This is a genomic window from Methanoregula sp. (assembly GCA_041645435.1).
Classification (GTDB): Archaea; Halobacteriota; Methanomicrobia; order Methanomicrobiales; family Methanospirillaceae; genus Methanoregula.
Map to the genome: position 1 here is coordinate 603,401 of JBAZQB010000002.1, position 23,177 is coordinate 626,577.

Below are 23,177 nucleotides of genomic sequence, written 5' to 3' on the forward strand. Positions count from 1 at the left end.
TGCTTATTTATATTTGAGTCCAAATGTTATAATGCAGATGTAAACGAGGAAGATGAAAAAAGATATGTTGTTTTTCAAAAATCTTGGTTGATGAAATGATTGTCACTAAAAATTTTCGTCATGATCTTCTTTATCGTGTCATTGATGAGTCCATTGAAATGCAAGTAATAGAAAATATTGTAAAACCGTCATTCGAACGATTAAAGAAAATTAATAGTTTGGGGTTATTACCAGAAATTATTGAGATGGCAAAATATTCAAAATATGAACATGCCATTGGAGCAATTTATCAAATAAATTGTTTAATTGATATTAACGAAAAAGAGGGAATAAAAAAGATCGAACCCAAATATTATCGTCCATTAAAAATTTCTGCTGAATTTCTTCATCTAGGTCATTTCCCTTTCACTTATTCGACCGAACGAGCCTTATTGATCTCTTTCATTGTAAGTGATCTCGAAAAAAGTCAAAAAGACAAAGAAAAAGTAAGGAAAAAAATTGAAAATTCGTTACAATATTTAGATCTCGAAGACATCAAAAAGAGTGAATTTATCGAACGAATTTTTTCATTGGAAGATTTTAAGTATCTCTACAGATTTTTTTCAGTAAATTTATTGTTAGAAAATTGGAATAAATTTTCTTCAAAATTTAGAGATGGAAAATTAACTGACGAAGACAAAAAAATAATAATCGGTAATTTAATCGATTTTGAATCTCATGGATATCAATATTTGTCTTTAGCAGATAGGGCTGATTACGTTCAAAGGGATTCTTTATATTTTGGTACGATAAAAATTGACATCTCACCTCGACAACTTTATCCAAAAGCATTGGAAGATATTAGAATTGTTACTGTAGAAGAACAATTTTTAATACATAATTTAGAATACCTAAATGAAGTCTTTTACACAACACCTCAAGTTATTTCATTTACCCGTTTATACGAGAAAATTGTCGCTGCATTAATTTTATCGGAAAATTTTGATTTCCGCTGGTTATCAGATTATGATGATGATTCATTTAGATGGTTGATCTGTGAAAGTAAAAATAAGAATAATAAAAAAATCGATCTCCCTGAACAATGGATAGACAGAGCAGATAAATTATTTAAAAAACATCTTTCATTCGATCGTGTTTTTAGCATTATTGGGGTCCAATTCTCTAAACCTAATACGATTGTTGAAATTGAACATGTTCTAATTGGAGATGATAAACCTAAGATTGATCTATTATCGTATCCTTTTGATAGAGGAATTCTTGTATCAATTGATTATTCACAAGTTGAATTATTTGATGACACAGAGTATTTACCTTCGCCAGATGATGGTGAATCTCCATCTCCCGAAAACAACACACAATATTTCGATATCCTTGTTTTTCAGAATAAAAAACAAAAAGATCTGAGTGAGCTATTAAAAATAATAGCAAATTTAAGTAGATTTCTTTCTCCAAATGATTACACAAAAGTCAGAGAGGGAATTGGTAACTTATTATCGAAAACTCGACTTCATACAGTCAAAAATTCTGCGGTCCTTAGATCAATAGCGGAATCAATAATAAAAATTGATGAGATTGACCCTCAAAATGATCTATTTCTTATTCGATATATCGATGTGTTATCCAAGGATCCAGAATTTGATGATTTATGGAAGAAATCTGATCTGACAATATGGAAAGAAATGATTTTATCTAAACTTAAATCATATGTCGAAAATTCTCATTTTGATAAAAACGAAGCATACATAAGAATATTCAGAGATATTTTGAATCTTCCCATTAAGTTACTTCAAAGTGAGACCTCAAACGTTTTCCAAAATAAAATATGCGAAGTGTTAATCCAGAAACTTAACGATCAAAGTGAAAAAGAAAAATGGGGCGACATTTTTGAAGCTCTTTGTTTAATTGAAAAAATCAAACAACCTGAAGGAATTTTTCAAATGTTTATCAGCGGCCACACAGTCGTTGATCCGGCTAATAAATCTAAAACAGATAAAAACGAATATGATATCCTTGAATTGAGATTAACTGAAACTGATAACGCCGAACTATGGATTTATTGTTGCTCAATATCTAAGGGAATTGAAGGAAATAATAAGAAGCAATTGACTACTCTATATGATGCAATTCGAAAGGATTATCCAGAATTAACTATTCGAACGAAATTTTTTATTCCAGAAAACCGATCGAAGAAGAAATGGACCCCTAAGATGATTGAATCTGGTATGAACTCAAACTAATCAATATCTCACTATCTTCGATCACATCTAATCATCTTGATAATCGTCGTCAAAATCCCTAAAATGCTCGGCTCTGTCATCAAGTATTTGTTTTCTTTCTTCGTCAATCCCAACACTGATACTTTCTAAATTATCGGATAACCATGTCATCATTTCATTAAGTTTATGAACATTCAAAGTTTGGACACCTGTGTCATTTAATAAAATACGTCCGTCGCTAGCGACAGGATATCTGAATGCCTCAGAATTTCCATCGTATTTCGATAACTCATTTATGCAATATTCAATTGTACGATAAATTTTACTTCCATCAGGACCTAAATCATCATAATTTTCCCAGTGTTCGCTTTTTTTAAATCGAATTAAACATTTTTTCCATAGTTCAAGAATATTATGGCTTTTCATTTCTTCATCCCAAATTGTACAAGTGAATATTCCATCAATTTTTCTGTGACTTGGGATCTCATCTGACAAAATCATAGAACTTAACAAAATTTCTTTTAACCTAAGTTCGACATAATGCCTAAAAAGAAAAAATATAGGGTAGCCAAACGTGGAGTATAACGCTCCATCATCTTTTATTTTTCGGGCGTAAGATAATCCGGCTTCTTTATACGCTAATGCATAGCCATTCCATGGATTACTTACAATATCTGAGTTGCATACATTTGACCAGAGGTTGGGGTTTCCTCCAATATCAAAAATCTTAATATTCATTTTAGGGCGTTTTGCGAAATTATCGGGACCGATCATTTTTGTCACCTTATATCCAATGATTTTTACAATAAAGTCAGATTGAGACCTATTTTGTTTGCTAAACTTCACAAGAACGATTCTTGTTTATTTGTAATTGGATGTTCAGAAAAATATCTCATTTTTTTAGTAGCGAAACCCCCGTATCAATATACCTCCTCGCATACTCCGCGATCTGCAAATTCTCCGGTACGAACTGATCGTACTTCTCGCTCGTCCGGGCCTTGAACTTCTCCGCAATCTCCTCCGGAGACGGACATGATGCAAGCATCTCTTTGTACTTTTCCATAATCTGTGATGGCGAGACACCCTTGAATTTTAAAGCGATCTCCTCATCTTCTACATGAAGTCCGGCGAACTCTTTGCCTAATGTAAAAAGTGTCCGGTGTTTTGCCGAGCCGGTCCAGGTAAACCAGTACGTGTGAGCACCGTCGATCACGAACGGATTCTCCGCAAGCCCGGCTTCCCGGGCAGCATGCTGTGCTTCCCTGAGCATGGCCTGTGCCTTAAGATCGAGATATGCGGGAACGTAATCAGAGGTTACGATCTCGCGCATCTTCCCCCGGATGCGGGTGTGGATATCTGCCCCGCCACCTCCGAAATATTTCGGCACCTTTCCCCCTTTCGAGGGCTCGACAAAAATCTCGTTTCGTTTGAAATCAATCTCAAGGATCTCCCAGCGACGCCCTGCAAGGATCAGGAACCTGCGTGTCTCAAGATCGGGAGCCGACTGGATGCTGCCGATCTTTCCTCCCTTGTGGATGACACTGAATTCCTTTGGCGTGGTGAAGGCAGAGTAGAATTCAAAATTGTTGACAATTCTTTCTCCCTCAAGGCCAAGGATCAGTACGTCCCTCTCATCCTGTTCGATAAGATCTGCGACTCCCATGCTCCGTAAGATCTGGATGAAATCCTCCTGCCGGACATTCTGGAAAGCCCCATCTTTTACAAGGGTATCGAAAAGATCCTTTGCTGTCGATCCACCGTGTTCTTTGATGACACTGAGGATCTGCTGTATCAATGTTGAAAAATGGTAAAAGTCGATCTGCGGGGGCTCATTCCATTTTTCGATCATCAGCTCCGACATCGCAACCGCCCGGAGAAGTTCGGGGTGAAGACGTTCCACAATGGAATCCTCTTCAGATCCCTTCTCGATGATGAACATGATCAGGATAGACGGTTCACCCTCTTTGCGCCCGCTCCTGCCAAGACGCTGTGCGAGTGAATTCACCGACCAAGGGGCTCCGATTTGCCCGATTCGCGAAACGTTTCCGACATCGATTCCCATCTCCAGTGTGCTCGAACAGAATGTGGCCGTGGGCCGGTTCGACTTCAGGGCATCTTCCGTATCTTCGCGTTCGCTTTTCGAGAGTGAGCCATGATGAATCCGGAAACAATCCGGTAAGCCCTTTCTTTCAAGGTAGTTTCTCGTACTGTCTGTATAGTATTCCAGGAGTCCGCGGCTGTTCACGAAAATCAGAGCAGTTTTCCCATAGAAATACCGGACAATATCATCGACGACCTGAGATGCCGTCAGGTTCTTCTGGTCCTCTTTCGTTTGTTTGTCTTTGGATGTTTGCTCAAGGACATAACCACGGACAAGATATTTGATCTCTTTTTCCTCGCTTGGATCGGAAATGATTGTTATCGAATCCGGGTTCCGGGGGATGAGCCACTTTTTTGCCAGCTCTGGATCACCAAAGGTTGCAGAGAGGCCGACAAGCCGGACACCTTTCGGGCTCTTGTGCAGTACCCGGGACAGCAGGCTCTTTAGGTGTGCTCCCCGCTCGGATCCGATGAACGAGTGCATCTCGTCAATGACGATAAACGAGAGCGAGCCGAAAAGCCGGGAGAGATCGTCTGAATGATTGATGAAAAGAGACTCGATTGATTCGGGCGTGATGAGGAGAACGCCGGATGGATTTTTAAGAAATTTTGCCTTCCCGCTGCTTCCGACATCCCCGTGCCATTTGAAGACCGGGATTTCTGCGAGCTCGCACAGTTTTTCGAGACGCTGGAATTGATCGTTGATAAGCGCTTTCAGGGGACCAACATAGATCGCCGAAACTCCGACTCCTTTCTTCTCGATAATTTGGGAAAGGATCGGGAGGAATGCAGCCTCGGTTTTACCGGACGCAGTTTTTGCAGAAATGATCAGGTTATGATCGGTAGTGTATAATTCCAGGATTGCATCCTTCTGGATCGGCCTGAGCTCTTCCCATTGCATCTTGTAGAGTTTTTCCTGAATTTTCGGATGCAGGTATGAAAAAGCGGTTTTTTCCATTCGGGTGTTCCTGAAAAATTACAATTTGAATGATACGAGATCATCAACGGGTTTGGGTTGGACGGGTTTTTCCGGAATTTTCTCTTCTGGTTTTTCACAGATTTCAGGATCTTGAGATTTTTCGACCGGCGTGTTGTTCAGCAGAATTTCCCAGGATGTTCCGGGATTTTGTTCAAGGATGGAAAGCATTCGGACAAAACTCCGGATAATATCCCTGGGTGTAAGGAAGAATTCTGCCCCCAGTGTCTTCTGGCAGTGTTGAAGGAACCCTTCAATACCACTGTCGGGAAGAAGATATTTTGCGGGATCATCATACGCAAAAACATTCCTGATATTGTAGAGAAGAACGTAGGTATCTTCTTTTGACAGGTTCTCCAGTTCGATGACCGGGCTACTGAAATCTTTCAGCCCTGCGACATTGAAATTATCTTTAAGAGCGAGACGACTGGCAAGAGCTCCATAACTGACGAGACCTCTCCGCTGGTCCTTGAGGCATTCGTCAGTACCGGCAAAAATAAAACCGATTCCCGATACGTTTCCCTGGAGACAATCGTTCACGATATGCAGAATAGTTTCATAATTCGAATTACGGGCCTGGGTATTATTTAGCCGATGAGACAGTACTCCGAGTTCGTCAAGGTTGACAAGAAGCCCGGAATAACCGGCCATCTTCACAAAACGACCCCATAATTTCAGATAGTCGTAAATGGTTTTGTCTTCGATGATTGTCCGGACGCCAAGATCCTGCCGTGCCTCAGTCTTGGTGGAATACTCCCCCGAGAGCCAGCGGATCGCTGAAGCCATGAGTACATCGTCGCCCTTCTGGTATCCTTCAAAATACTTGCAGAGGACGGTGGCAAAATCATATCCGCTGACAAATTCCTGGAGGCATTTCAGTTCCTGGGGAATCTGTTCAAGGATCTCTTCAGTGCTCTTGCCCTCTTTCCGGAGACGCTGATCAAGATCGGAAATCCATCGTTCGATAAGTCCTGACAGAGCACCGCCCTCTGGTTTTGCCCTAACTGCAAAATTGTGGACTAATTCAGTATAGAGTGCCCGGGCATCATTATCTGACGAATACAAGCGTCTCTCAAGACTGATGTCTGCTTGGGCTACGACAAATTTCTTTTCAAGGGCAACAATCCGGCAGAGGTTTAAGAAAAAACTTTTGCCCGAACCATAGCGTCCTATGATGAAGCGGATCGTGGCCCCATCATTCTGAATCCGGTTCAGATCAGATAATATTGCGCTGACTTCATTTTTTCTGCCGACCTGGATATGTTCAAGGCCGATCCTTGGAACAACCCCCGCACTCAGCGACTGGATAATCGCATCCCGTTCTCTTTGTTTCAGTTTCCCCATAATCCGCTCCACTCGCCGTCAATTGATCATTTCTGGTAATTGATTACGATACGGCTTTCGCTTTCTTCCAGAAGAAAATCTCCCAGTTCCTCATCGGCCCAAGTATTAATGTCATCGAACGCGGCCCTCGGCATCAGGTTATGTTTTCTGGCAAGACCGGTGAAGTCATCCTGGCTCATCTCATCTGTTTTCATTATATCATGTAACATCGAGAGATATTTTGTGTCAAGTGAAGGAATGGTTTCAGGGGCAAATGGGAGATCGAATTCACCGGGTCGTGTATAAGTTTTAACCGGTGTTTCCGGAATTTTTACTTCCGGCTCAATGTCGATTTCCATCTCTTTTTCTTCCTGTTCGAAAACAGAAGCGAGGATATCCTGAACCGCCCGGGTATCCTCCATTGTCTGTTTCAGTTTCTCTCTGTTGATACTGAATTCCGGTTTAATTACCGGTGGGGGGATTGCCTCTCCTTTCCGGGTTTTTCCGGATTTTAATACGGTTATCGGTTCATCAGGAACGTGCCCGACAAGGAATTTCTTAATGAGTTCGTCAGAAACAGTGGGATCAATCTCCAATGCTTTGAAAACTGTTTTTATTGCCTTCTGTTCTTCTTTCACGAATTTATTATCAAGTAAGACGATCTCTCCGAGAAAATTTGCAAGGGCAATTTTTTGTTCGGGATTCAGGTGCTTACTCAATCGTTTGCCGATCCTTGACAAAGATGGTGGCTGAATTGCAAGGACCTGTTGAAGCCCTTTGAGGCAGTTGATTTCTGAAGGCTTTAGGGTAAATCTTTCGGTAAAAAACTGATAGAGTAAGTCTTCTTCCTCCGGAGATACGTTTTCATCTGATGCAGCAATACCATGTGCCATCTCAAAGATTAATGCCGCTCTCTGGAAATTTTCTGTAATTATGTTTTCTTTATCGTCAATAGGAATGATCGCAACAGCATCGTTCCACTTATACGAAGTGCCGGCTATCGCAGGATCCGGGACAATGACATATCCCATCTCTTCAGCAGTTGTTGAGATCGTCCTACTTTGCGTGGCAGTTAATGAAGCCCTTTCTTCAATGCCTAAAAAACCAGCAAACTCAGATATCTTAGCAATAGTCAGACCATTAACCGGGGTTTTAGAGGAGAGATATTGCTGCCATAATTCCAAGTCCGGGTGAATCATTCCCTCTTTCAATTCATCCGGGATCAGACTGTACACTTCTCTGGTCACTTTTCCCCCGGTCTTTTCGAGCTTATTTGTCAGGGGTTTGAGTTCCTCTAAACATTCAGACCAGATTTTGGAAAGTCTCTGGAAATGCTCCGTGCCTTGTGATGGAATGCATAAGCTCACAGATTCAATGCGTTTTGTTGCTGGTGAATAACCAACGTATCCAAGCAATGATGGGCTTGCTGGTCGATAATCCATTTGAAAAAGGTTGTAATCTGGATCAATGGGAATTCCTTGTGGGAAATGAATCTGAAATTTTTCTTTAAAGAGTCGTTTCAGAAGTTCTGGATTTTTTTTCACAATATTACTTTTAGGTGAACTTCGGGAATTTTTTGACAGCGAATATCCTAACTCCCATGAAACGGATTTGTTATTTCTCCAACACCAGGACAAAATTACATTTGCAGAGATTTCATCAAGGTTATCAAATGCGGGAAAAAATCTGAAAATTGCAGATTCATCCATCTCATTAAGCCGGGAGCCCACAAGGTAAGCGATAAAATGATTCACGTAAGAATTGAAAGAATTGGAATTTGGATAGCGGGTAAGGAGCCGACGTGCTTCCACCAATAATTTTTCCGTGTCCTCTTTTTCGATTATTCCCCGGCGTTCGAGTCCGTAAAAATATATGAATGCATACCCAATTTCATCCAGGTCATCATTTCGCCCTCGGGAAAGCCACGATAAATATTTTCCCCGTTGTCCCGGAGTCAGGTTTGAATATTGGGGATAATAGGAGAGTGTTTGTGAATCAGTTACGGTCTTTCCTATCGACAGTTTCCGATCAATGCATGATGCCTCTTGCGGCAAGCTGGCTCCATCCGACCAGTATGTTAGAGGATTTACTATCGTATATCCATGGACCGTTATTGAATTGCCAAAACCAACCCAGTTCAAATTATGTCCGGATCTTGTTTGAGAAAATTCATCGTTTGAGTTTGATCGTGCAATTTTAATTTCAATAGTTCCGGATTGCGTATTGGCTTTTCTTATTGCCTCTACTCGAATGGGTTGTTTTGACGGAAGTTTGGATGAAGGTGTTTTACTATTAGGTGTGCTAACCAATTTCAAAAAAACAATTAAGCCGCCGATTATTAAACACAGGATAAAAAGAATACCGACGAAAGAATCGATTAAGCCCATTTTATACCCTTAATAGTCCATTTATTCTTGACAAGAATATAGTATATTCTATTTAATCCCGCCTCCGGATAATCCGCCACAAACTTAAACTCAAACACTCCCGCTGCGAAAGCCGGGCCGGAAAATCCCCGTACTCATACGAAGCATTCATCATCGCAAACTCCCGGGGGATCATTTCCTGCACATCGCGTAACTGCTCCTCGTAGAACGCATAGGGCTTCGTTGCGCCGGTTTTCAGGAACACGAGTTCGGTGCTGATCTCATCGGCACTTTTCCGGTAATACTCCTTTGCCCAGAGTACATACGCCGCCATCTGGAGTTCCGTCTCATACTCGTCATCGTCCCTGTGGTAGTTATAAATCGCCGTATATCTGTCTCCCGTTCTGCCGGTCAAGTCAGAAGTATCGAATAAAGAATGAAAAAACAATTTTATAAAATCATTTTCACACCGCCCGGCACAAGGTTAATACTCCTGGTTCCGAAGGTGAACTAAGAAGAAATATGACTCTCTCGTTCACAAGGTCAGATGGTGTTAACGTCGATCTCATCCGGGAGTCCCATTGTAAAGTATGCAGCAAACCCATCCCTTTGAACTACAGGGACTACGGGTATTGTATGGACTGCAAGGATCAGAAAGACCGTGAGCAGGAACTCATCATGTACGGGGTCACGGAATATATCCTGAAAGATCCTGTGGAAAGATTATCGGCAATCAACCGGGAGATCCGGGAATTCAAACACGACCGGACTCTTGCCGGAAAGCTGGGCGAATGCATGGTGCATGTCATCACGCACCGGTATCCGCATCTCCGTGATGTGGACCTGATCGTTCCTGTCCCTTCCTCAAACAGTACCCGTAGATATAACCCGGCAACACTCCTGGCGGAATATGTTTCCCTTGCAATTGGTATTCCCTGCGAAAATATTCTGGCCAAGGATCCCGGCAGCCCCTTACAGCATGAACAACCGGCCGACAGGAAATGCGTGGATATCGTGGGAAAGATCCGACCAAAGAGATTAATTGATGGGGAGTCCGTACTACTGATTGACGATACGGTAATCAGTGGTTGTACTATGCGCGAATGTGCCCGGGTCCTGAAGGAAAATGGCGCTGGCAGGATATACGGGCTTGTTGTGGGACGCGGTATCGATCGCAAACGACTTGAATTTCTGGAGCGGGAGGATGCACATCATGTATGACCGGATATCCCTGCTTGCCTGTGTCAACGATAAGGAAACTTCCCGGAATACCGGCTTTGCCAATGAATATTTCAGGAATGCAAAAGTACAGGATTTTCTTGCAGGACTGATCCCCGGTTCCCCGGATTCGCTCTATGCCGAACAGAATCCGCAATTATTCAAAGCATACCAGAAGATCAGGGAATCCCTCTCAACTTCGGATCTTTCATTGTATGCCGGGGAGATCGCACGGATCCGGGCGTCCGGGACGCAGCTCATCCCCTATGACTCCGATAGGTATCCCGGTCAACTCAGGGATCTGTCGGACCCCCCGTTATTGCTGTATCATAAGGGAAACCTGGTGGATTTCAGTAATTGTATTGCAATTATCGGTACACGCACCCCTTCAGAATACGGGAAACAAATTACCCGGCAGTTGAGCAGTTCCTTTGTTAAAGTAGGGTACACCATAGTCAGCGGGCTTGCATCGGGAATCGATACCGAGGCGCATCGCGGAGCTCTTGATGCCGGAGGAAAAACCATTGCCATTCTTGCCGGTCACATCGACGATATTTATCCAAGATCGAATTATTCCCTTGCCCGGGAAATCATGCAATCGGGTGCAATAATCTCTGAAGTATCAGCGTTCGTCAAAACGCATAAAGGCAGGTTCATCTCCCGGAACCGGCTTACGAGCGGAATATCCCAATGCGTTATTGCGGTTGAATCTCATGGCGGTGGCGGGACATTACGTCAGGTGACAACAGCCCAGTCCCAGGGGAAGCCCGTGTTTGTGTGCAGGCCTGACGATCGTGATCAGGAATCAGCGAAAGGCTTTGCCGAATTATGTAACCGGGGTGCAATTCCCATCGATTCTGCGGATGAGGCGATCCACTATCTCAAACAGGTACCATCTTCCCCGGCATCTGCCCGAGGTGGCGGGAAAAAACAATCGACTCTGGTAAGTCTGAATCAATTTTAACCTTGCCCGGAATTTTTTCTTCGCGATACGGATCCCGATTGAAAATCATTTCCGGATCAATCAGACTTTACCTGAAAATTTTCAACCACACGTTGATTGAAAACTTTTGAGCAGACCCTGACTGAAAAAAAATAGTCAGACCTTGATTGAAACATGAATCCGCATCTGCCTCTCCGACGAGCGGGCGTGCGGGAAAAATGCATCAGACCCTGCTTGAAAATTTGTAATCGGATCTTGATTGAAAAATTCCGGGCAGACCTTGATTGAAAAAAATCTGCCGGACCTTGCCCGGAAAATTTCAATCGACCCTCCGGGCCCTGCCTGAAAGTCGCGTACCGATCAACCAGACTTGCCGGAAAATTTTCAGCCACACATCGATTGAAAACTTTTGAGCAGAATGTGTGTGAAAAAATTTCAAGTGAACCCTGAAATAAAAATCTCACCCTCGCTCGCTCCTTACTCACACCCCCAGAATCCCCTTTTTCTAGGCACTTAACAACGTCACCAATCCGGGCACGCCACGCCCTCCGTTTCCTTAAAATTCCTAAACAAAGCCCAAAATGAGCCCCGTTTCAGGTCAGATCACCCCCTGTTCGATCGAAAACTCCTGGATATTTTGCATAACTGGGGGTCCGTTACCAAGCGGGTAAAATTCACGTCGGTACACGCCGGAAGATTTTCGGATCGAAGCCCCAAAACAGCCCTTCTTTTCATTTTCCACCCACTACCCCCCATCCGGAAGGAGATCGGCCATCCAAAGCGCAATAAAGAGGAAACTTTTAAAACTCGAATAGGTCGTTTTTTGACATTTACGGCCCAAAATAGGAGCCAAAAAAATGCAGTGAACAAAAATCGGGCAATCTGCTCAAATAATGCAGGAAAATGTTACCCTGTTCATCCCCCTGCACACCCTGTCTCCGTCGGAGAAGCGGGTCTGCGAAAAGAGCATCTCTTACATAGTCCCGGGCCGGAATAATCGATCTTGAAAAAGGGGGTTCTTTTCCCTTTGACCCTCCTACCCCCCAGCGAAAAAAAGGGGCTGCTGGAAGCCCGCTAAATTGCACGGCCAAAATCCCTGCAAATCGGCCCGAAGGAGAAAATACCCCGTTTAATCGGTATTCTTTATGAGCGTGGACACCATTTCCCTCCCTCAAAAAACAGCCTTCGTCCGATTGGCAAAAGGAGCATTTTACGGGCTTATTTGGGATGAGGTGGTGCCCCATCCCTGTACATGGGTCCAAGTGTGGGGTCTTACCTGAATTTTCCCGGCCTCCTCTCACTACTTCGCTCCCTGGGCCGCCAGTCGTTCCCGTGCAGCCTGCATCGCAGACTTTTAGTTTCTGCTCCAGCACTTCGCGGGGCGGAAGATCGCAAAGATATTCAGAGACATGAATCCCGGATTTATCGAGTTGCAGGAGGCGGATCTGTTCCTGGTCTCCGAGGGGACACCGGGAACGTGAAAATGTGATGCAACAGGGTTTTATTAAAAATGTTAAGCTGAAATTTGCCACAAAAAAATAATCGGGCTGCCTCTCCACCTCATGATCTCCGTTGAGTGCCAAACCCCCCTCGCTTACCGGTTCACGGCTGCATCACTCTACTTGTGAAGGCCAGCCCCCGGACTTCAGCGGGACAGGTGAAATACGGTTGGGAATTATCACTCCTCTCAATGAAAAAAGTGGCAATCTAAAAGAAATTATTTCTGCAATCCCATTTCGTCGAATGCACGTTCAATCCTTTCAAGAAAATTCCGTGCATCCGCGATGATGATCCCCGCTTCATCCGGTGTCATTGTTGCATCGATATTGTAATCAACAGTTTCCCGGCGCTCTTTGGCATAGGAGAGAGCCCTGCCATAGGTTTCTTCGATGAATCCCTTCTTGACAAACTCCAGCCCGAACTGGATGATGAGACCTTTGTGTCCCTTCGGGTGAAGATCGCGGCTCGCAAGCAATGCCCGGGCTGCATAAAACATTGCATAATATGCACGGCTTACCGCATCGTTATAGTATCCGCCTTTCAGAAGATATTCAGCGGCCCCGAGTGTTTCTGCCGCAAGCGTGAGATCCCGTTCAGGCAACCGTGATCCCCTCTCTCAAGACATTCTGCCCGAACGGGGATGTACCGCTGAATGTTTTTGCGTTCATGACCTTGACCGACAAATAATCGCCGGTATCAACCATGATATCGAAAGCAAGGCCGGTCATTGCCCGCCAGCCTTCGTGTTCATCCCCATTCCAGAGCACCAGGAGATCGATATCCGAATCTGCGTTCGCATCACCCCTTGCTACTGACCCGTAGAGAATAATCTTGTCGATATGGGTAGTGTACCGCTCCTGTGCCTGCCGGACAAATTGCCGGATAACGGTTTCATACCGCTTCTGGATGGACATGTAGTTACGTATATGATCCTTCCCCAATTCACAATAAATACTTGCCGGTAACTTTTGTTCCGGTTTATCCTGATTATGGGGGATGAATTGGATTGTTATTCCGTGTTGTCTTTTTTCATGGTGCCGGCACAAACACTTGTAACCTCCTCAACCGGACTAAACGGGGCGCTCCCGCGAGCGCACCGCCATGCGGGAACCGGCCAGTAACCTACTGTGCACAAACCCTATAATAATCCCCGACCTATATCCCAGTACACAAAAGAGGTGAACTGATGGGCAAGGCAATTGAATGCATCTATGAGGATAATGTTCTCAAACCGGTTGGCAAGATCCAGCTTCGGGAGGGAGAGCGAATCCGGGTGACCATCGAGAAGAAGCTCAGCTTCGAGCCCATACAGTTAAAGAAGAAACTTACCTCGGAACGCATCAGCGCTCTTCGAGATGATTCATAGACCTCTTCTTAGATACCTCTTTTATTATCCCGCTGATCATTGAAACTGATACAACCCGGAGAGCACGGGATTTTTTCTCGTCATTCTCCGGTACCTGTGCAGTGAGCATGTCGGTCTATGAAGAGTCCTTTTTTGTAGGGCTCCGGATCATTGCGGAAGATGAATTCGGGATTACCGGTACAGCGAAACTAAAAGAGCACATTCTCAATAAAGGCTATGGGTTTGCTGACGAATTCACCCGCAATCTGAATGATGTATTCTCCGAACTCGCGATCGTTTCCGACTCATCGAATCTTTCCGCTATCACAGAAATTGCCCGCACCCACGCACTTTCTCAACGATGCGCTGATTGTCGCCACATGCAGGGAACATTCAATTCCGAAGATTGCAACATTCGATCGGGATTTTTCAAAGATTAAAGATCCGGTTCGCGTGAAAATCTAAACGCCTTCAGGTTTGAATTGATTAAAATCCTGAAAAAATCAGTTTTTTTTACATTTTTCTTTCCGGACAAACCTCCGCAAACTTACAACTCAGACACTCCCGTTGCGAAGGCCGGGCCGGAAAATCCCCATATTCATAGGAAGCATTCATCGCCGCGAATTCCCGGGGGATCATCTCCTGCACCTCGCTCAACTGATCTTCGAAGAAGGCATAGGGTTTCGTTGCACCGGTTTTCAAGAACACGAGTTCGGTGCCGATGTGATCGACATTCATCGTGTAATACTCCTTTGCCCAGAGCACATACGCCGCCATCTGGAGTTCTGACTCGTAATCGTCATCGTCCCGGCCGGTCTTCCAGTCCGTGATGATGAGCGTGCGATCCGGCATCCTCCCGGCAAAATCCACCTTGACCGTTACTCCCACATCCCCGATGTTGAAATGATCGAACGTCTCGTGCCGCAGGCATTCACGGTTCAAATAGTCTGGCCACTTCCCAAAGAATGTATGCAGGCAGGTCTTCCCGTTCTCATCGATGAACGTATAGAATGAACCCGGGATCTTCTCGCCATTGTGATATTCGGTGAATGTTTCGCCGCCAATATTTTTGTAGCGTAAAACTTTTTTTGTAAACTCATTCATTGCCCCGGCCTGATCCATCGGCTTGTTCTCGCAATGGCGTTGGATCTGCTGATCGATGATATCGTGAATGAGCTGGCCCTGGACAACGAATTTGGAGGTGAAGTTCTTGAGCCACCGGATCTTTTCGGGATCAACGACCGGGGCGGATTTGACGTAGGGAGCGATGTATTCAAAATAGTACTGGCGCTGGCACCGGTTCCAGACCCGGTGTTTGGTGAAGGACCAGGAATTTATTTTGAAGAAGAAGGGGTCCAGGTCGGCCATATATTTCTGTTGAGGACTGGTGCGAAATATCTTCCTCTTTTTACTCTGCTAAAAAAATTATGGAAATTCACCGTTCGCCCGCTGAAGAATTCCTCATGGGTTTTGAGCCCGTCGTATACCGGTGATTACCAAACGCCCCCTTTCCCCGCCCAACGACTGCACATCCCGGCTTCAGGATCCCTGCTTCATTACCTAACCGGAGCGATCACGATCCAACCTCCGCATAATCTCTTTTTCCCGCTCGATTTCTGCAACAAGTTCCTGCTCGCTGGGAAGATACAGTTTATACCAGGATGCAAAGAGCTGGTGACTATCCTTGAGAACCGAGTACCTGACGATAGTCTCGTCTTTTTCTGTACAGAGGATGATACCAATCGTTGGATTGTCCCCTTCGGTTTTAATCCGGTCCTCAAACAGCCGCACATACATGTCCATCTGTCCGATATCCTGGTGTGTCAGCTTTCCGGTCTTCAAGTCAATGAGGATGAAACATTTCAGGATATAATGATAGAAGACGAGGTCGATGTAAAACTCGGAAGTTTCCGTACAGATCCGGTACTGGCGCCCGACAAAGGAGAACCCCTTTCCCAGTTCCAGGAGGAAGTGCCGGAGTTTATCGATAAGGGCCTGCTCAAGCTCGTGTTCAAGGAAAGAATCTGAAGAAGGGATATGCAGGAATTCAAGGACATACGGATCCCTGATGAATTCCTCGGGGCTTTGACTATCCGGTATTTTCTTTTTCTGAACTGCGGGTTTTACGATCTTCCCGTCCCGGGTTTTCAACAACCGTTCATAAGAGAGTGAATCAATCTGCCGCTCAAGAGTCCGTACACTCCAGTTCTGGCTGATTCCTTCCCGGATATAATGTCGGCGGGCATCGGAATTTTCCACCCGCATCAGGAGCCGGTAATGAGACCAGCTCAATCCGCTACACACAGTGTAGCCAATCTCATCATCAGGGATGTTTCCTTGAGAATACCCTTTGGAAAATACAAGGTAGAACTGGCGGAAGTTCTTGAGGTTTACTATGGAAAAACCACGACCGAATTCACCGGTCAACCGCAGCGCAAGATCTTAAAAGGAGATGTGTCCCGGGCAGGAATCTCCGGTTGAGATCCTCTCTGGGGGTAGTTTCTTATCTCCCGGGAATTTTTGCTATAACCATACCGACAGGGAAATACGGGGGCGCAATCCGGAAAAAAGATCGACTTTTAGCAAAAAAAAGTTCAGCAGATCAGGTCACATTCTTGGAGACAATACCAGATATCCGTCTTACCAACGCAGTTGGCTTTACAGATATCGCATTTATAGCCCCACGTTGCGCCATTGTCGGGAGGTGTCACCTTTTGCTGCGGCAGGTCAACGGTATAATAGTGGGCTCCGGCTATACAACTCCCGGCAATTGCCAGGCAGACCATGAAGAGTACGAGCCGGGCAAGCGGTGACTGTGTGGATTGTGACAATGACATGGGGGATACCATCCTCTTTTTAACACGTTGTTATATCCTGTTTGGATGAAGGAGATATAAATATCACGAACCTGAAATTTTCCCATTGGTTTTTCCTAAAGGTAATCCTCCGGCGGCTTCACCCGCCCGGCAATCCGTATTATGAAGAGCAAATTAAAATACAGCAAACTTTAGGGGGTGCATCTCTCCCGTCCAGGACTGTTCAAAGGAGTTTTGCTTAAATAATATCACGCACATTTTCACATCATAAACAAATGCTGGAAGGATCTCTCATGCATTCGCCATCCTCGCGTACGATCTGGTTTTACACCGCAGTACTGGCAATGATTGCTTTTGCCCTGTTTGCGGTTGCTCCGGTATCGGCAGATGTCATACAACCGATCACCCCGACGAAAGTATACTTTGAGAATAACGGGACTCCGGTCAATGAACCGGTCACGTTCACCGTAAACTGTTACGGAAATCACCCTTCCGGGAGTTATCCCTCCCCGTCAAAGCCATCGGAACGGGAAAACGTCTTCTGGTTCTCTGCAACATGCCCGACATACGGGTGCACAATTTATCAGTATTACTCTGGCATTGAGGATCTGCATATCAATTCCTGCGATCTCGACGGGGAACTGAACGGTGAGCACTTCATCATCAGGAATTTTGCCAATACTCCCGGACCAGACTGCACCAGCCTGCACCAGGGTGACGCCTGCACCCTGCGGTTCGCCATTCCTCCCGAACGCTACGAGCCGGTCCCGACACCCCCCCGCACGCCAATGATAACTCCCCACAGCTACAGCTACCTTCCCCTGCCTGCGTATGTTGTTCTCGTTTCCCTTGTCCTTGCCGGAGGGCTGGCGGTGATGATCAGAAAGAAGAGAAACAGCTGATGCGATATTGCAGAGTATTTTTTCATTCCATTTATGGAAAAGGACACAACTACACAGAGTATTTTTCCTTATACGGTTTTTACCCCGGAATAAAAAATAGGGAAAAGTATATGCCGTGATTTCCTCTATTCAGATACGTGGACAATACAGTCCCGTCATACCAATCCATAGCCTGTGTTGTTCCCATGGTATCATGAACCTGTGTGAGGAGGACAAGAATGGAAAAACAGTTTAAGGTTATATGCCTGGTTGCGCTGGTGCTGCTTGTAGTTATCTTGCCCGTGGCTGCAATCCCGAGCGTCATTAAATCAGGTACCAGTACTTACGTGACTGGTGGTAACATGTTACAACCGAAGACAACATGGACAACATCAGATACGGGAAGTGATGGGAATATTGATGCATGGATACAAATCTCTCCCGGTACTTCCATGGCAGATGGTTCCCGGCCCCAGTTTACCTACCGGGTTTTCACGCCCGATGGGAAGGATTGGTTTAAAGATATCAATCCGACGCTGTGGAACGTTAATGTCGACGGCCAGATGGCCTATGTAGATCAGCCCGTTGATTTTTCGGATGTAAATTTTGGTTCGGGCAACAATCTCGAGTACGGACAGGCCAGGATGACGGTATACCGGTTTCAACCGGAGCACAATGCCGGCAAACCCTCTTACCAGTTTAACGGCCCATGGAAGGTTGATATGATTATCACCACTCCCATTCCCAATTCCGGTGGCGAGCGGGCGTATACCAAAGTTGCAACCCTGACATTCAATCTCAATGACGGGGGTGGAACGACCCTGCTGCCAACCACGACAACCCCGACACCCGTCCCGTCAAATCAGAAAATAATCATTGACGGTGAGAAATATGTTGACGCAAATGTCCAGAAGACCGGCGCACAATGGGACAGCACCGAGGAGAAGTGCCCGACCTGGCGGGGCAGTGACTGGTCGGGAACCGGTGACTACTATCTCTCCCATGGCGGGGACACGCTCACCTACCTGATAAATGCGCCTGCTACAGGAACGTACGTCATGTGGATGAGGGACTGGTCTGACACCAACCATGCGGCCGGAGACCGCCAGGTCACGGTTACTATTGACGGGGCAACGATCGGTACATTCGATGCAGCCTCCTCCTTCACTAAGGGGACCACGGGCTATGGCTGGGATAAATTCACCACGGTCAACCTCGGGGCCGGTTCGCACACCCTGAAAATAACCAAGAAAGATACCACCAGTTCGGCAGCAATTATTGATGACCTCTGGTTCTCATCCAATGTAAACGAGATCCCTGCGAGCTATACAACCCACAGCGTAGCGCTCTGTGCCGGTACAACACCCATAACCCCCACGCCCACCCAGAAAATAATCGTGGAGGGAGAGGACTATGTCGACGCAAATGTCCAGAAGACCGGTGCACAATGGGACAGCTCCGAAGAAAAATGCCCGACCTGGCGGGGCAGCGACTGGTCGGGAACCGGTGACTACTATCTCTCCCACGGCGGGGATACGCTCACCTATACAATCAATGCCCCTTCAGCGGGAACCTACGTCATGTGGATGAGGGACTGGTCTGACACCAACCATGCGACAGGAGACCGCCAGGTCACGGTCACGATTGACGGGGCAACGATCGGTACGTTCGATGCAGCGAACGCATTCAACCGGGGTACCACGGGCTATGGCTGGGACAAACTCTCTACGGTTAATCTCGGTGCGGGATCCCACACGATGAAAATAACCAAGAAAGATACCACCAGTTCAGCAGCAATCATTGACGAACTCTGGTTCTCATCCAATGTCAACGAGATCCCGGCAAGTTATACAACCCACAGTGAAGCGCTCTGTACTGTTACACGACCCATCGTCTATTGTACAGCTCCCCCATGTCCATCCGGAAAATTGGCCTGCCTGCTGAAAGACGGCTGCCCCGGAGGGTGTGGCTATTCGTGCGAGACCCCGGTAACTTCGGTTCCCCCGACGACATCCGGTATCGAAACCGCAGTTATCCTCCTTGCCCTCGGTATCGCTGTGGCTGTCATTGCAAAGAGAAAGGACTGATCCATTTTTTTCTTTTTTCATATACGGTAAATCGTGATGGATAGCCGGATAGGGGCTCTTGGTTGCGAGCATCATAGCGTCGCCTGAACCACACGAACAGCAGGCACTTGCCGGTCTCGTGCAGGCAGCCGGGGCGGATGCGATCGAGCTGAATGTCTCCAGTCTCCACGGGATGCCGGCACCGGGGGTACCATGCGATCTCGCTTCTGGACCGGCAGGTCATGATGGATGCGGGCCGGTGCGATGGGTGCAGCCTGTGCTCCTCTGTTTGTCCGGAAGGCGTGATTGTGATGCAGTGCTGTTCGTTAACCGGTATACTCCCCGCGATACTGCGATCCCGGAGCGGGTACAGGTACTACCGTTTAAAGTTGAGCGGGAAAACCCGGTGAGGAACAGGGCAATTCTGTGTCTTTTAAAAGACTAGGGATTTGAGGATATCCCTGGTTCCAGGATTCCGGTTCACCAGAACCCGCGACGAATTAAAAATCCTAATCGTGATTAGTACTAATCATGATTAGGAATTCATCGACCGCGAGGAAGAGTGTTGCTCGGGACGATGGTTATCTTGTTTTTGACAGCGCTGACCTGCAAGAGTCCTGACGGGCTCTTCCCCTCACTCTTCGCATTTCTTCCGGCACTCGTTAAGTTTCTGCGCAACGATACCCGTTGCGATGCCGGGCGTGACCCCGTATCCCGGCCCGATGCTGCCCGGCTCGTGGACCGGGTCGCAGATCATCGGGGTCGTGGCAGTGGGCTGGACGGTGGCAATCACGGTCGGTGCCGGGGTGGTATCCGGGATGTGGACCGGATCGCAGATGATGCCGCCGGGATCATGGACCGGGTCGCAGATCACCGTCATGCTCCGGACAATGAGATACCCGAGCCCGAGGGTGATTAAGGCGGCAATGGACGCAATGGCGATCTTGACGTTCCGGTTGTCGACCAGCGAGTCGATGAGGCAGGCCGCAAGGTAACTGACCACGAGTGTGATGACGACAAGGATGAGGATGTCGATGTCGGTAAGCATGAAGAGGAGCACGACAACAACGAAGAGCGGGAGGAGGAGCGTTACCGCTAAGATCAGTTTCAGCCCGTTGGGTTGCAGGAGACTGTCTGAAGCGGTCATTAGTTCATACTCGGTGTTGGGGATAATGAATTTTATCGTGGGGTCTAGACCCGGAAGATGCCCCGGAGCAGGGGCGAGTGCTGGAGAGCGCCGGGCACACCGGCGTGCCGGAACTTCTTTTCTGCGACCTGCAACCGGTTCATCCGCTGCGTGAGCGATGCGGCTTTGGCATTGAGCTCACTGCACCCGTTGCGGATGGAGCCTGCCAGCAGATCGATTTCTTCCCCGGGGTCCGGTTGTGCGGCGAGCGCGTACATCCGGAAGATGTGGTCGAGAACAAACGCGTTGCTCTCTGCGATCAGGGCATGGGTATCGGTGAGCACGCTCTCTGCTGCCGGGCCGGGCCAGAGGCGGTGCACGGTGTAGGCCCCGTACGCGAGTGCGATCATGCTGTGGGCAAGCATTGAATATCCGGCATCCGGGCGGCGGAATGTGGCAAGACTGATGCGGAAGAGCCGGTCAACGTCCGGGTCCCGTATCCGGTAGTCCCAGTTCGGCCAGCTCCCCTGCAGGAGACCCCCCTCCAGAACCTGCCGTTCCAGGGGCGAGCCTGCCACCACCTCGGCCCGCCCGAAATCGAACGGGTACTCCGGGTGCTTCTTCATGAAGAGGATGTTTGCGTTGATCTCGTCGAACGTTGCGTCCGGGTGGAAGATCAAGAGGTTGTAGGTCACGACCATGTTGTAGCGGCGGAGCAGCGTAAACGACCGGTCAATGTGGTCAACCTTTGAGCCCCGGATGAGGGCACGAAGGCCGGTCGCGCTTGCGTTCTCGACGCCTAAAAAAACCCCCGCAACGCCGAGCCGGTCGAGCCGGGCCGCGACTGCTTCGGTGATCGAGTCCGGCCGGGCCTTGATGAGAAAGGCAGTCTTTTCCAGATCGACCCCCTCTTTTCCGAGCACTGCCACCAGCTCGTCGAGCCTCGCGATGTTGTCTTCTTCCCGTGCCTGCAGGAAGTTGTCGTCATGGAACTGGAAGAGCCGCACGCCCTGCTTATGGTAGAGCCACGCGATCTCCTGTGCGATATTTCCTGTGCTCCGCAGGGCATGCCGCTTCCCGGTCTTTCCCGCATGGAACGCCCCGATGCAGCAGTAGGCGCACGACGCGTGCCAGCACCCCCGGCTCGCGACCAGCGTGGCGAAGTTCTCCCCGAGGCGCACCTGCGGGCGGTCGTTCCGGACCGGAAACGGCAGGGCATCGAGGTCCGGGAAGCGATCGATGCACGGGTTCTCGCGGAGTGCATCCCCGTCCCGGTACACGAGGTTTGCAACCGCCGCGATCTCCCGCATCCCCCCGAGGTGCTCCACAAGTTCGACCAGTGCCTGCTCCCCCTCGAACCGCACCACGCTGTCGATGCCGGGCTGGGTTTCCAGGATCTTCGCAAACTCAAACGTGGGGAAGTGCCCGCCGGTGGAGAGATGGCCGGTGTAGCCGCTCTCCCGGATTGTCCGGATGAGCTCGAAGAAGGCCGGCGCCCGGCTCTGGAATGCCATCGAGACGGCGATCAGGTCCGGCCTGAACTTTTGTATCCGTGCGAGGACCCCCGGTGTGTCTGCCGGGGCGGAGAAGGAGGCGATCCCGATCGCATGGCCGGCCTGCACGAGCGAGGCTGCCGGGTAGCGCACCGAGAGGTTCTCCTCGTCTTCGGAGGCGATGAAGAGGATTTTTTGGTGGGCTTCCGGCATGATGATCCGGGTTTTGGAAGGGGGGAGGGATTAATGTAGCGGTGGGGGGTGCATCTGTTTTTCTCTTAGATCCCATTTGGTCTCTCTATTGAGACGGCTGGGGTGGCGAGGTCCGGATGTCGAGGCACTCAGGGGCCGTGCCGTTCCGCGTATCGGCACGCATACCTCTCTCTCCCGGAGCGAGTCCCGTTTCGCCACCACAGGTTTTCCCGAACGGTGCACATCCTGCGGCCGCTGTGTGGTGGCGTGCCGGGACGGGGGATACCATGCGATCTCGTTGCGGGAACAGGAAGTGGTGATTGATCGCAACCGGTGCGATGGGTGCAGTTTGTGCTCGCATCTTTGTCCGGAAGGCGTGATCGTTATGCAGGTCCGGGGGTGAGGGGGTTGTACCGGGGGTAGCCGGGTTTTTCCCGGTATTTCTATTTTCTATCGTTTTGACGAAATTATTGGTTGGCTGCTTTTCTCGTTTCTGCTTTTTTGTGCTCGGTTGGATCGTGGCCCGGTGGTGGCGAGGCTTTGATGCCGGAGAGGGGGATGAGGGGTTTTGCAACCCCCGTTTTACCATTGACTGGGTTCAGTCTTCCGGCCACGT

The 23,177-nt window shown here is 47.7% G+C and carries 22 protein-coding genes; 9 read left to right on the forward strand and 13 right to left on the reverse strand.

Going from position 1 to position 23,177, the window contains the following annotated elements; all coding sequences use genetic code 11:
* The first annotated feature begins 83 nt into the window (after positions 1-83).
* The gene (locus tag WC593_06495) at positions 84-2,237 is read left to right on the forward strand and encodes a hypothetical protein (GenBank protein MFA4824793.1); all 2,154 of its coding nucleotides are present in this window, start codon (positions 84-86) and stop codon (positions 2,235-2,237) included.
* Between the two features lie 27 nt (positions 2,238-2,264).
* Here the strand turns inward: WC593_06495 and WC593_06500 are convergent, their stop codons facing one another.
* The 5 genes from WC593_06500 to WC593_06520 form a co-directional block, all read right to left on the reverse strand.
* Positions 2,265-2,990 (reverse strand): hypothetical protein, encoded by a 726-nt coding sequence (locus WC593_06500; protein ID MFA4824794.1) that lies wholly within the window; start codon positions 2,988-2,990, stop codon positions 2,265-2,267.
* A 118-nt stretch (positions 2,991-3,108) separates the two neighbouring features.
* Positions 3,109-5,274 (reverse strand): DEAD/DEAH box helicase, encoded by a 2,166-nt coding sequence (locus WC593_06505; protein ID MFA4824795.1) that lies wholly within the window; start codon positions 5,272-5,274, stop codon positions 3,109-3,111.
* Positions 5,275-5,292: 18 nt separating this feature from the next.
* Entirely contained in the window at positions 5,293-6,636 is a 1,344-nt protein-coding gene (locus tag WC593_06510) for an ATP-binding protein (GenBank protein MFA4824796.1), read from the reverse strand.
* Positions 6,637-6,662: 26 nt separating this feature from the next.
* Positions 6,663-9,002: a TerB N-terminal domain-containing protein gene (locus WC593_06515; GenBank protein MFA4824797.1), complete on the reverse strand. Its 2,340-nt coding sequence runs from the start codon at positions 9,000-9,002 to the stop codon at positions 6,663-6,665.
* A gap of 52 nt (positions 9,003-9,054) precedes the next feature.
* Positions 9,055-9,396 (reverse strand): hypothetical protein, encoded by a 342-nt coding sequence (locus WC593_06520; protein ID MFA4824798.1) that lies wholly within the window; start codon positions 9,394-9,396, stop codon positions 9,055-9,057.
* Positions 9,397-9,617: 221 nt separating this feature from the next.
* Here WC593_06520 and WC593_06525 point away from each other — a divergent pair, with 221 nt between their 5' ends.
* Together WC593_06525 and dprA are read left to right on the forward strand one after the other, a co-directional pair.
* Positions 9,618-10,202 carry a hypothetical protein gene (locus tag WC593_06525; protein MFA4824799.1) on the forward strand — a complete coding sequence of 195 codons (585 nt, stop codon included), beginning with the start codon at positions 9,618-9,620 and terminating at the stop codon, positions 10,200-10,202.
* Positions 10,195-11,163, forward strand: coding sequence for a DNA-processing protein DprA (gene dprA / locus WC593_06530; GenBank protein ID MFA4824800.1), 969 nt, complete (start codon positions 10,195-10,197; stop codon positions 11,161-11,163). Before WC593_06525 ends, dprA begins: the two co-directional genes overlap by 8 nt.
* Positions 11,164-12,859: 1,696 nt before the next feature.
* Here the strand turns inward: dprA and WC593_06535 are convergent.
* Both WC593_06535 and WC593_06540 read right to left on the reverse strand, forming a co-directional pair.
* Positions 12,860-13,243 (reverse strand): HEPN domain-containing protein, encoded by a 384-nt coding sequence (locus tag WC593_06535; protein MFA4824801.1) that lies wholly within the window; start codon positions 13,241-13,243, stop codon positions 12,860-12,862.
* Positions 13,236-13,556 carry a nucleotidyltransferase domain-containing protein gene (locus tag WC593_06540; GenBank protein ID MFA4824802.1) on the reverse strand — a complete coding sequence of 107 codons (321 nt, stop codon included), beginning with the start codon at positions 13,554-13,556 and terminating at the stop codon, positions 13,236-13,238. Before WC593_06540 ends, WC593_06535 begins: the two co-directional genes overlap by 8 nt.
* 272 nt (positions 13,557-13,828) lie before the next feature.
* Here WC593_06540 and WC593_06545 point away from each other — a divergent pair, with 272 nt between their 5' ends.
* Both WC593_06545 and WC593_06550 read left to right on the forward strand, forming a co-directional pair.
* Positions 13,829-14,008, forward strand: a complete 180-nt coding sequence (locus WC593_06545) for an antitoxin family protein (GenBank protein ID MFA4824803.1) — start codon at positions 13,829-13,831, stop codon at positions 14,006-14,008.
* Positions 14,009-14,115: 107 nt separating this feature from the next.
* Positions 14,116-14,427 carry a hypothetical protein gene (locus WC593_06550; protein MFA4824804.1) on the forward strand — a complete coding sequence of 104 codons (312 nt, stop codon included), beginning with the start codon at positions 14,116-14,118 and terminating at the stop codon, positions 14,425-14,427.
* 73 nt (positions 14,428-14,500) lie between these two features.
* On the opposite strand, the gene WC593_06555 is transcribed toward WC593_06550, so the two are convergent.
* From WC593_06555 to WC593_06565, 3 genes are all read right to left on the reverse strand, one after another.
* Positions 14,501-15,355: a PD-(D/E)XK nuclease family protein gene (locus tag WC593_06555; protein ID MFA4824805.1), complete on the reverse strand. Its 855-nt coding sequence runs from the start codon at positions 15,353-15,355 to the stop codon at positions 14,501-14,503.
* A 192-nt stretch (positions 15,356-15,547) separates the two neighbouring features.
* The gene (locus WC593_06560) at positions 15,548-16,414 is read right to left on the reverse strand and encodes a PDDEXK nuclease domain-containing protein (protein ID MFA4824806.1); all 867 of its coding nucleotides are present in this window, start codon (positions 16,412-16,414) and stop codon (positions 15,548-15,550) included.
* A 167-nt stretch (positions 16,415-16,581) separates the two neighbouring features.
* Positions 16,582-16,824, reverse strand: a complete 243-nt coding sequence (locus tag WC593_06565; GenBank protein ID MFA4824807.1) for a hypothetical protein — start codon at positions 16,822-16,824, stop codon at positions 16,582-16,584.
* 272 nt (positions 16,825-17,096) lie between these two features.
* Here WC593_06565 and WC593_06570 point away from each other — a divergent pair, with 272 nt between their 5' ends.
* The 3 genes from WC593_06570 to WC593_06580 all read left to right on the forward strand — a co-directional run bounded on the left by WC593_06570 (position 17,097) and on the right by WC593_06580 (position 20,160).
* Positions 17,097-17,705 (forward strand): hypothetical protein, encoded by a 609-nt coding sequence (locus WC593_06570; GenBank protein ID MFA4824808.1) that lies wholly within the window; start codon positions 17,097-17,099, stop codon positions 17,703-17,705.
* 218 nt (positions 17,706-17,923) lie between these two features.
* The gene (locus tag WC593_06575; protein MFA4824809.1) at positions 17,924-19,771 is read left to right on the forward strand and encodes a carbohydrate-binding protein; all 1,848 of its coding nucleotides are present in this window, start codon (positions 17,924-17,926) and stop codon (positions 19,769-19,771) included.
* A 224-nt stretch (positions 19,772-19,995) separates the two neighbouring features.
* Positions 19,996-20,160, forward strand: a complete 165-nt coding sequence (locus WC593_06580) for a 4Fe-4S binding protein (protein ID MFA4824810.1) — start codon at positions 19,996-19,998, stop codon at positions 20,158-20,160.
* A gap of 224 nt (positions 20,161-20,384) precedes the next feature.
* On the opposite strand, the gene WC593_06585 is transcribed toward WC593_06580, so the two are convergent.
* Together WC593_06585 and WC593_06590 are read right to left on the reverse strand one after the other, a co-directional pair.
* Complete coding sequence (locus tag WC593_06585) at positions 20,385-20,897, reverse strand: hypothetical protein (protein MFA4824811.1); 513 nt, start codon at positions 20,895-20,897, stop codon at positions 20,385-20,387.
* Positions 20,898-20,941: 44 nt separating this feature from the next.
* Positions 20,942-22,582, reverse strand: a complete 1,641-nt coding sequence (locus WC593_06590; GenBank protein ID MFA4824812.1) for a cobalamin-dependent protein — start codon at positions 22,580-22,582, stop codon at positions 20,942-20,944.
* Between the two features lie 88 nt (positions 22,583-22,670).
* Between WC593_06590 and WC593_06595 the strand changes: the two genes are divergently transcribed.
* Complete coding sequence (locus WC593_06595; protein ID MFA4824813.1) at positions 22,671-22,964, forward strand: 4Fe-4S dicluster-binding protein; 294 nt, start codon at positions 22,671-22,673, stop codon at positions 22,962-22,964.
* 64 nt (positions 22,965-23,028) lie between these two features.
* Here WC593_06595 and WC593_06600 read toward each other — a convergent pair whose 3' ends face one another.
* The gene (locus tag WC593_06600) at positions 23,029-23,175 is read right to left on the reverse strand and encodes a hypothetical protein (protein MFA4824814.1); all 147 of its coding nucleotides are present in this window, start codon (positions 23,173-23,175) and stop codon (positions 23,029-23,031) included.
* Positions 23,176-23,177 lie beyond the last annotated feature (2 nt).

What these genes read in the sequence shown, in the direction of transcription:
- WC593_06555 (MFA4824805.1), bottom strand. Translation starts at nt 15,355, where the DNA reads ATGGCCGACCTGGACCCCTTCTTCTTCAAAATAAATTCCTGGTCCTTC.
- WC593_06500 (MFA4824794.1), bottom strand. Translation starts at nt 2,990, where the DNA reads ATGATCGGTCCCGATAATTTCGCAAAACGCCCTAAAATGAATATTAAG.
- dprA (MFA4824800.1), top strand. Translation starts at nt 10,195, where the DNA reads ATGTATGACCGGATATCCCTGCTTGCCTGTGTCAACGATAAGGAAACT.
- WC593_06565 (MFA4824807.1), bottom strand. Translation starts at nt 16,824, where the DNA reads ATGTCATTGTCACAATCCACACAGTCACCGCTTGCCCGGCTCGTACTC.
- WC593_06550 (MFA4824804.1), top strand. Translation starts at nt 14,116, where the DNA reads ATGTCGGTCTATGAAGAGTCCTTTTTTGTAGGGCTCCGGATCATTGCG.
- WC593_06525 (MFA4824799.1), top strand. Translation starts at nt 9,618, where the DNA reads ATGGACTGCAAGGATCAGAAAGACCGTGAGCAGGAACTCATCATGTAC.
- WC593_06570 (MFA4824808.1), top strand. Translation starts at nt 17,097, where the DNA reads ATGCATTCGCCATCCTCGCGTACGATCTGGTTTTACACCGCAGTACTG.
- WC593_06545 (MFA4824803.1), top strand. Translation starts at nt 13,829, where the DNA reads ATGGGCAAGGCAATTGAATGCATCTATGAGGATAATGTTCTCAAACCG.
- WC593_06590 (MFA4824812.1), bottom strand. Translation starts at nt 22,582, where the DNA reads ATGCCGGAAGCCCACCAAAAAATCCTCTTCATCGCCTCCGAAGACGAG.
- WC593_06540 (MFA4824802.1), bottom strand. Translation starts at nt 13,556, where the DNA reads ATGTCCATCCAGAAGCGGTATGAAACCGTTATCCGGCAATTTGTCCGG.
- WC593_06505 (MFA4824795.1), bottom strand. Translation starts at nt 5,274, where the DNA reads ATGGAAAAAACCGCTTTTTCATACCTGCATCCGAAAATTCAGGAAAAA.
- WC593_06510 (MFA4824796.1), bottom strand. Translation starts at nt 6,636, where the DNA reads ATGGGGAAACTGAAACAAAGAGAACGGGATGCGATTATCCAGTCGCTG.
- WC593_06515 (MFA4824797.1), bottom strand. Translation starts at nt 9,002, where the DNA reads ATGGGCTTAATCGATTCTTTCGTCGGTATTCTTTTTATCCTGTGTTTA.
- WC593_06585 (MFA4824811.1), bottom strand. Translation starts at nt 20,897, where the DNA reads ATGACCGCTTCAGACAGTCTCCTGCAACCCAACGGGCTGAAACTGATC.
- WC593_06580 (MFA4824810.1), top strand. Translation starts at nt 19,996, where the DNA reads ATGGATGCGGGCCGGTGCGATGGGTGCAGCCTGTGCTCCTCTGTTTGT.
- WC593_06575 (MFA4824809.1), top strand. Translation starts at nt 17,924, where the DNA reads ATGGAAAAACAGTTTAAGGTTATATGCCTGGTTGCGCTGGTGCTGCTT.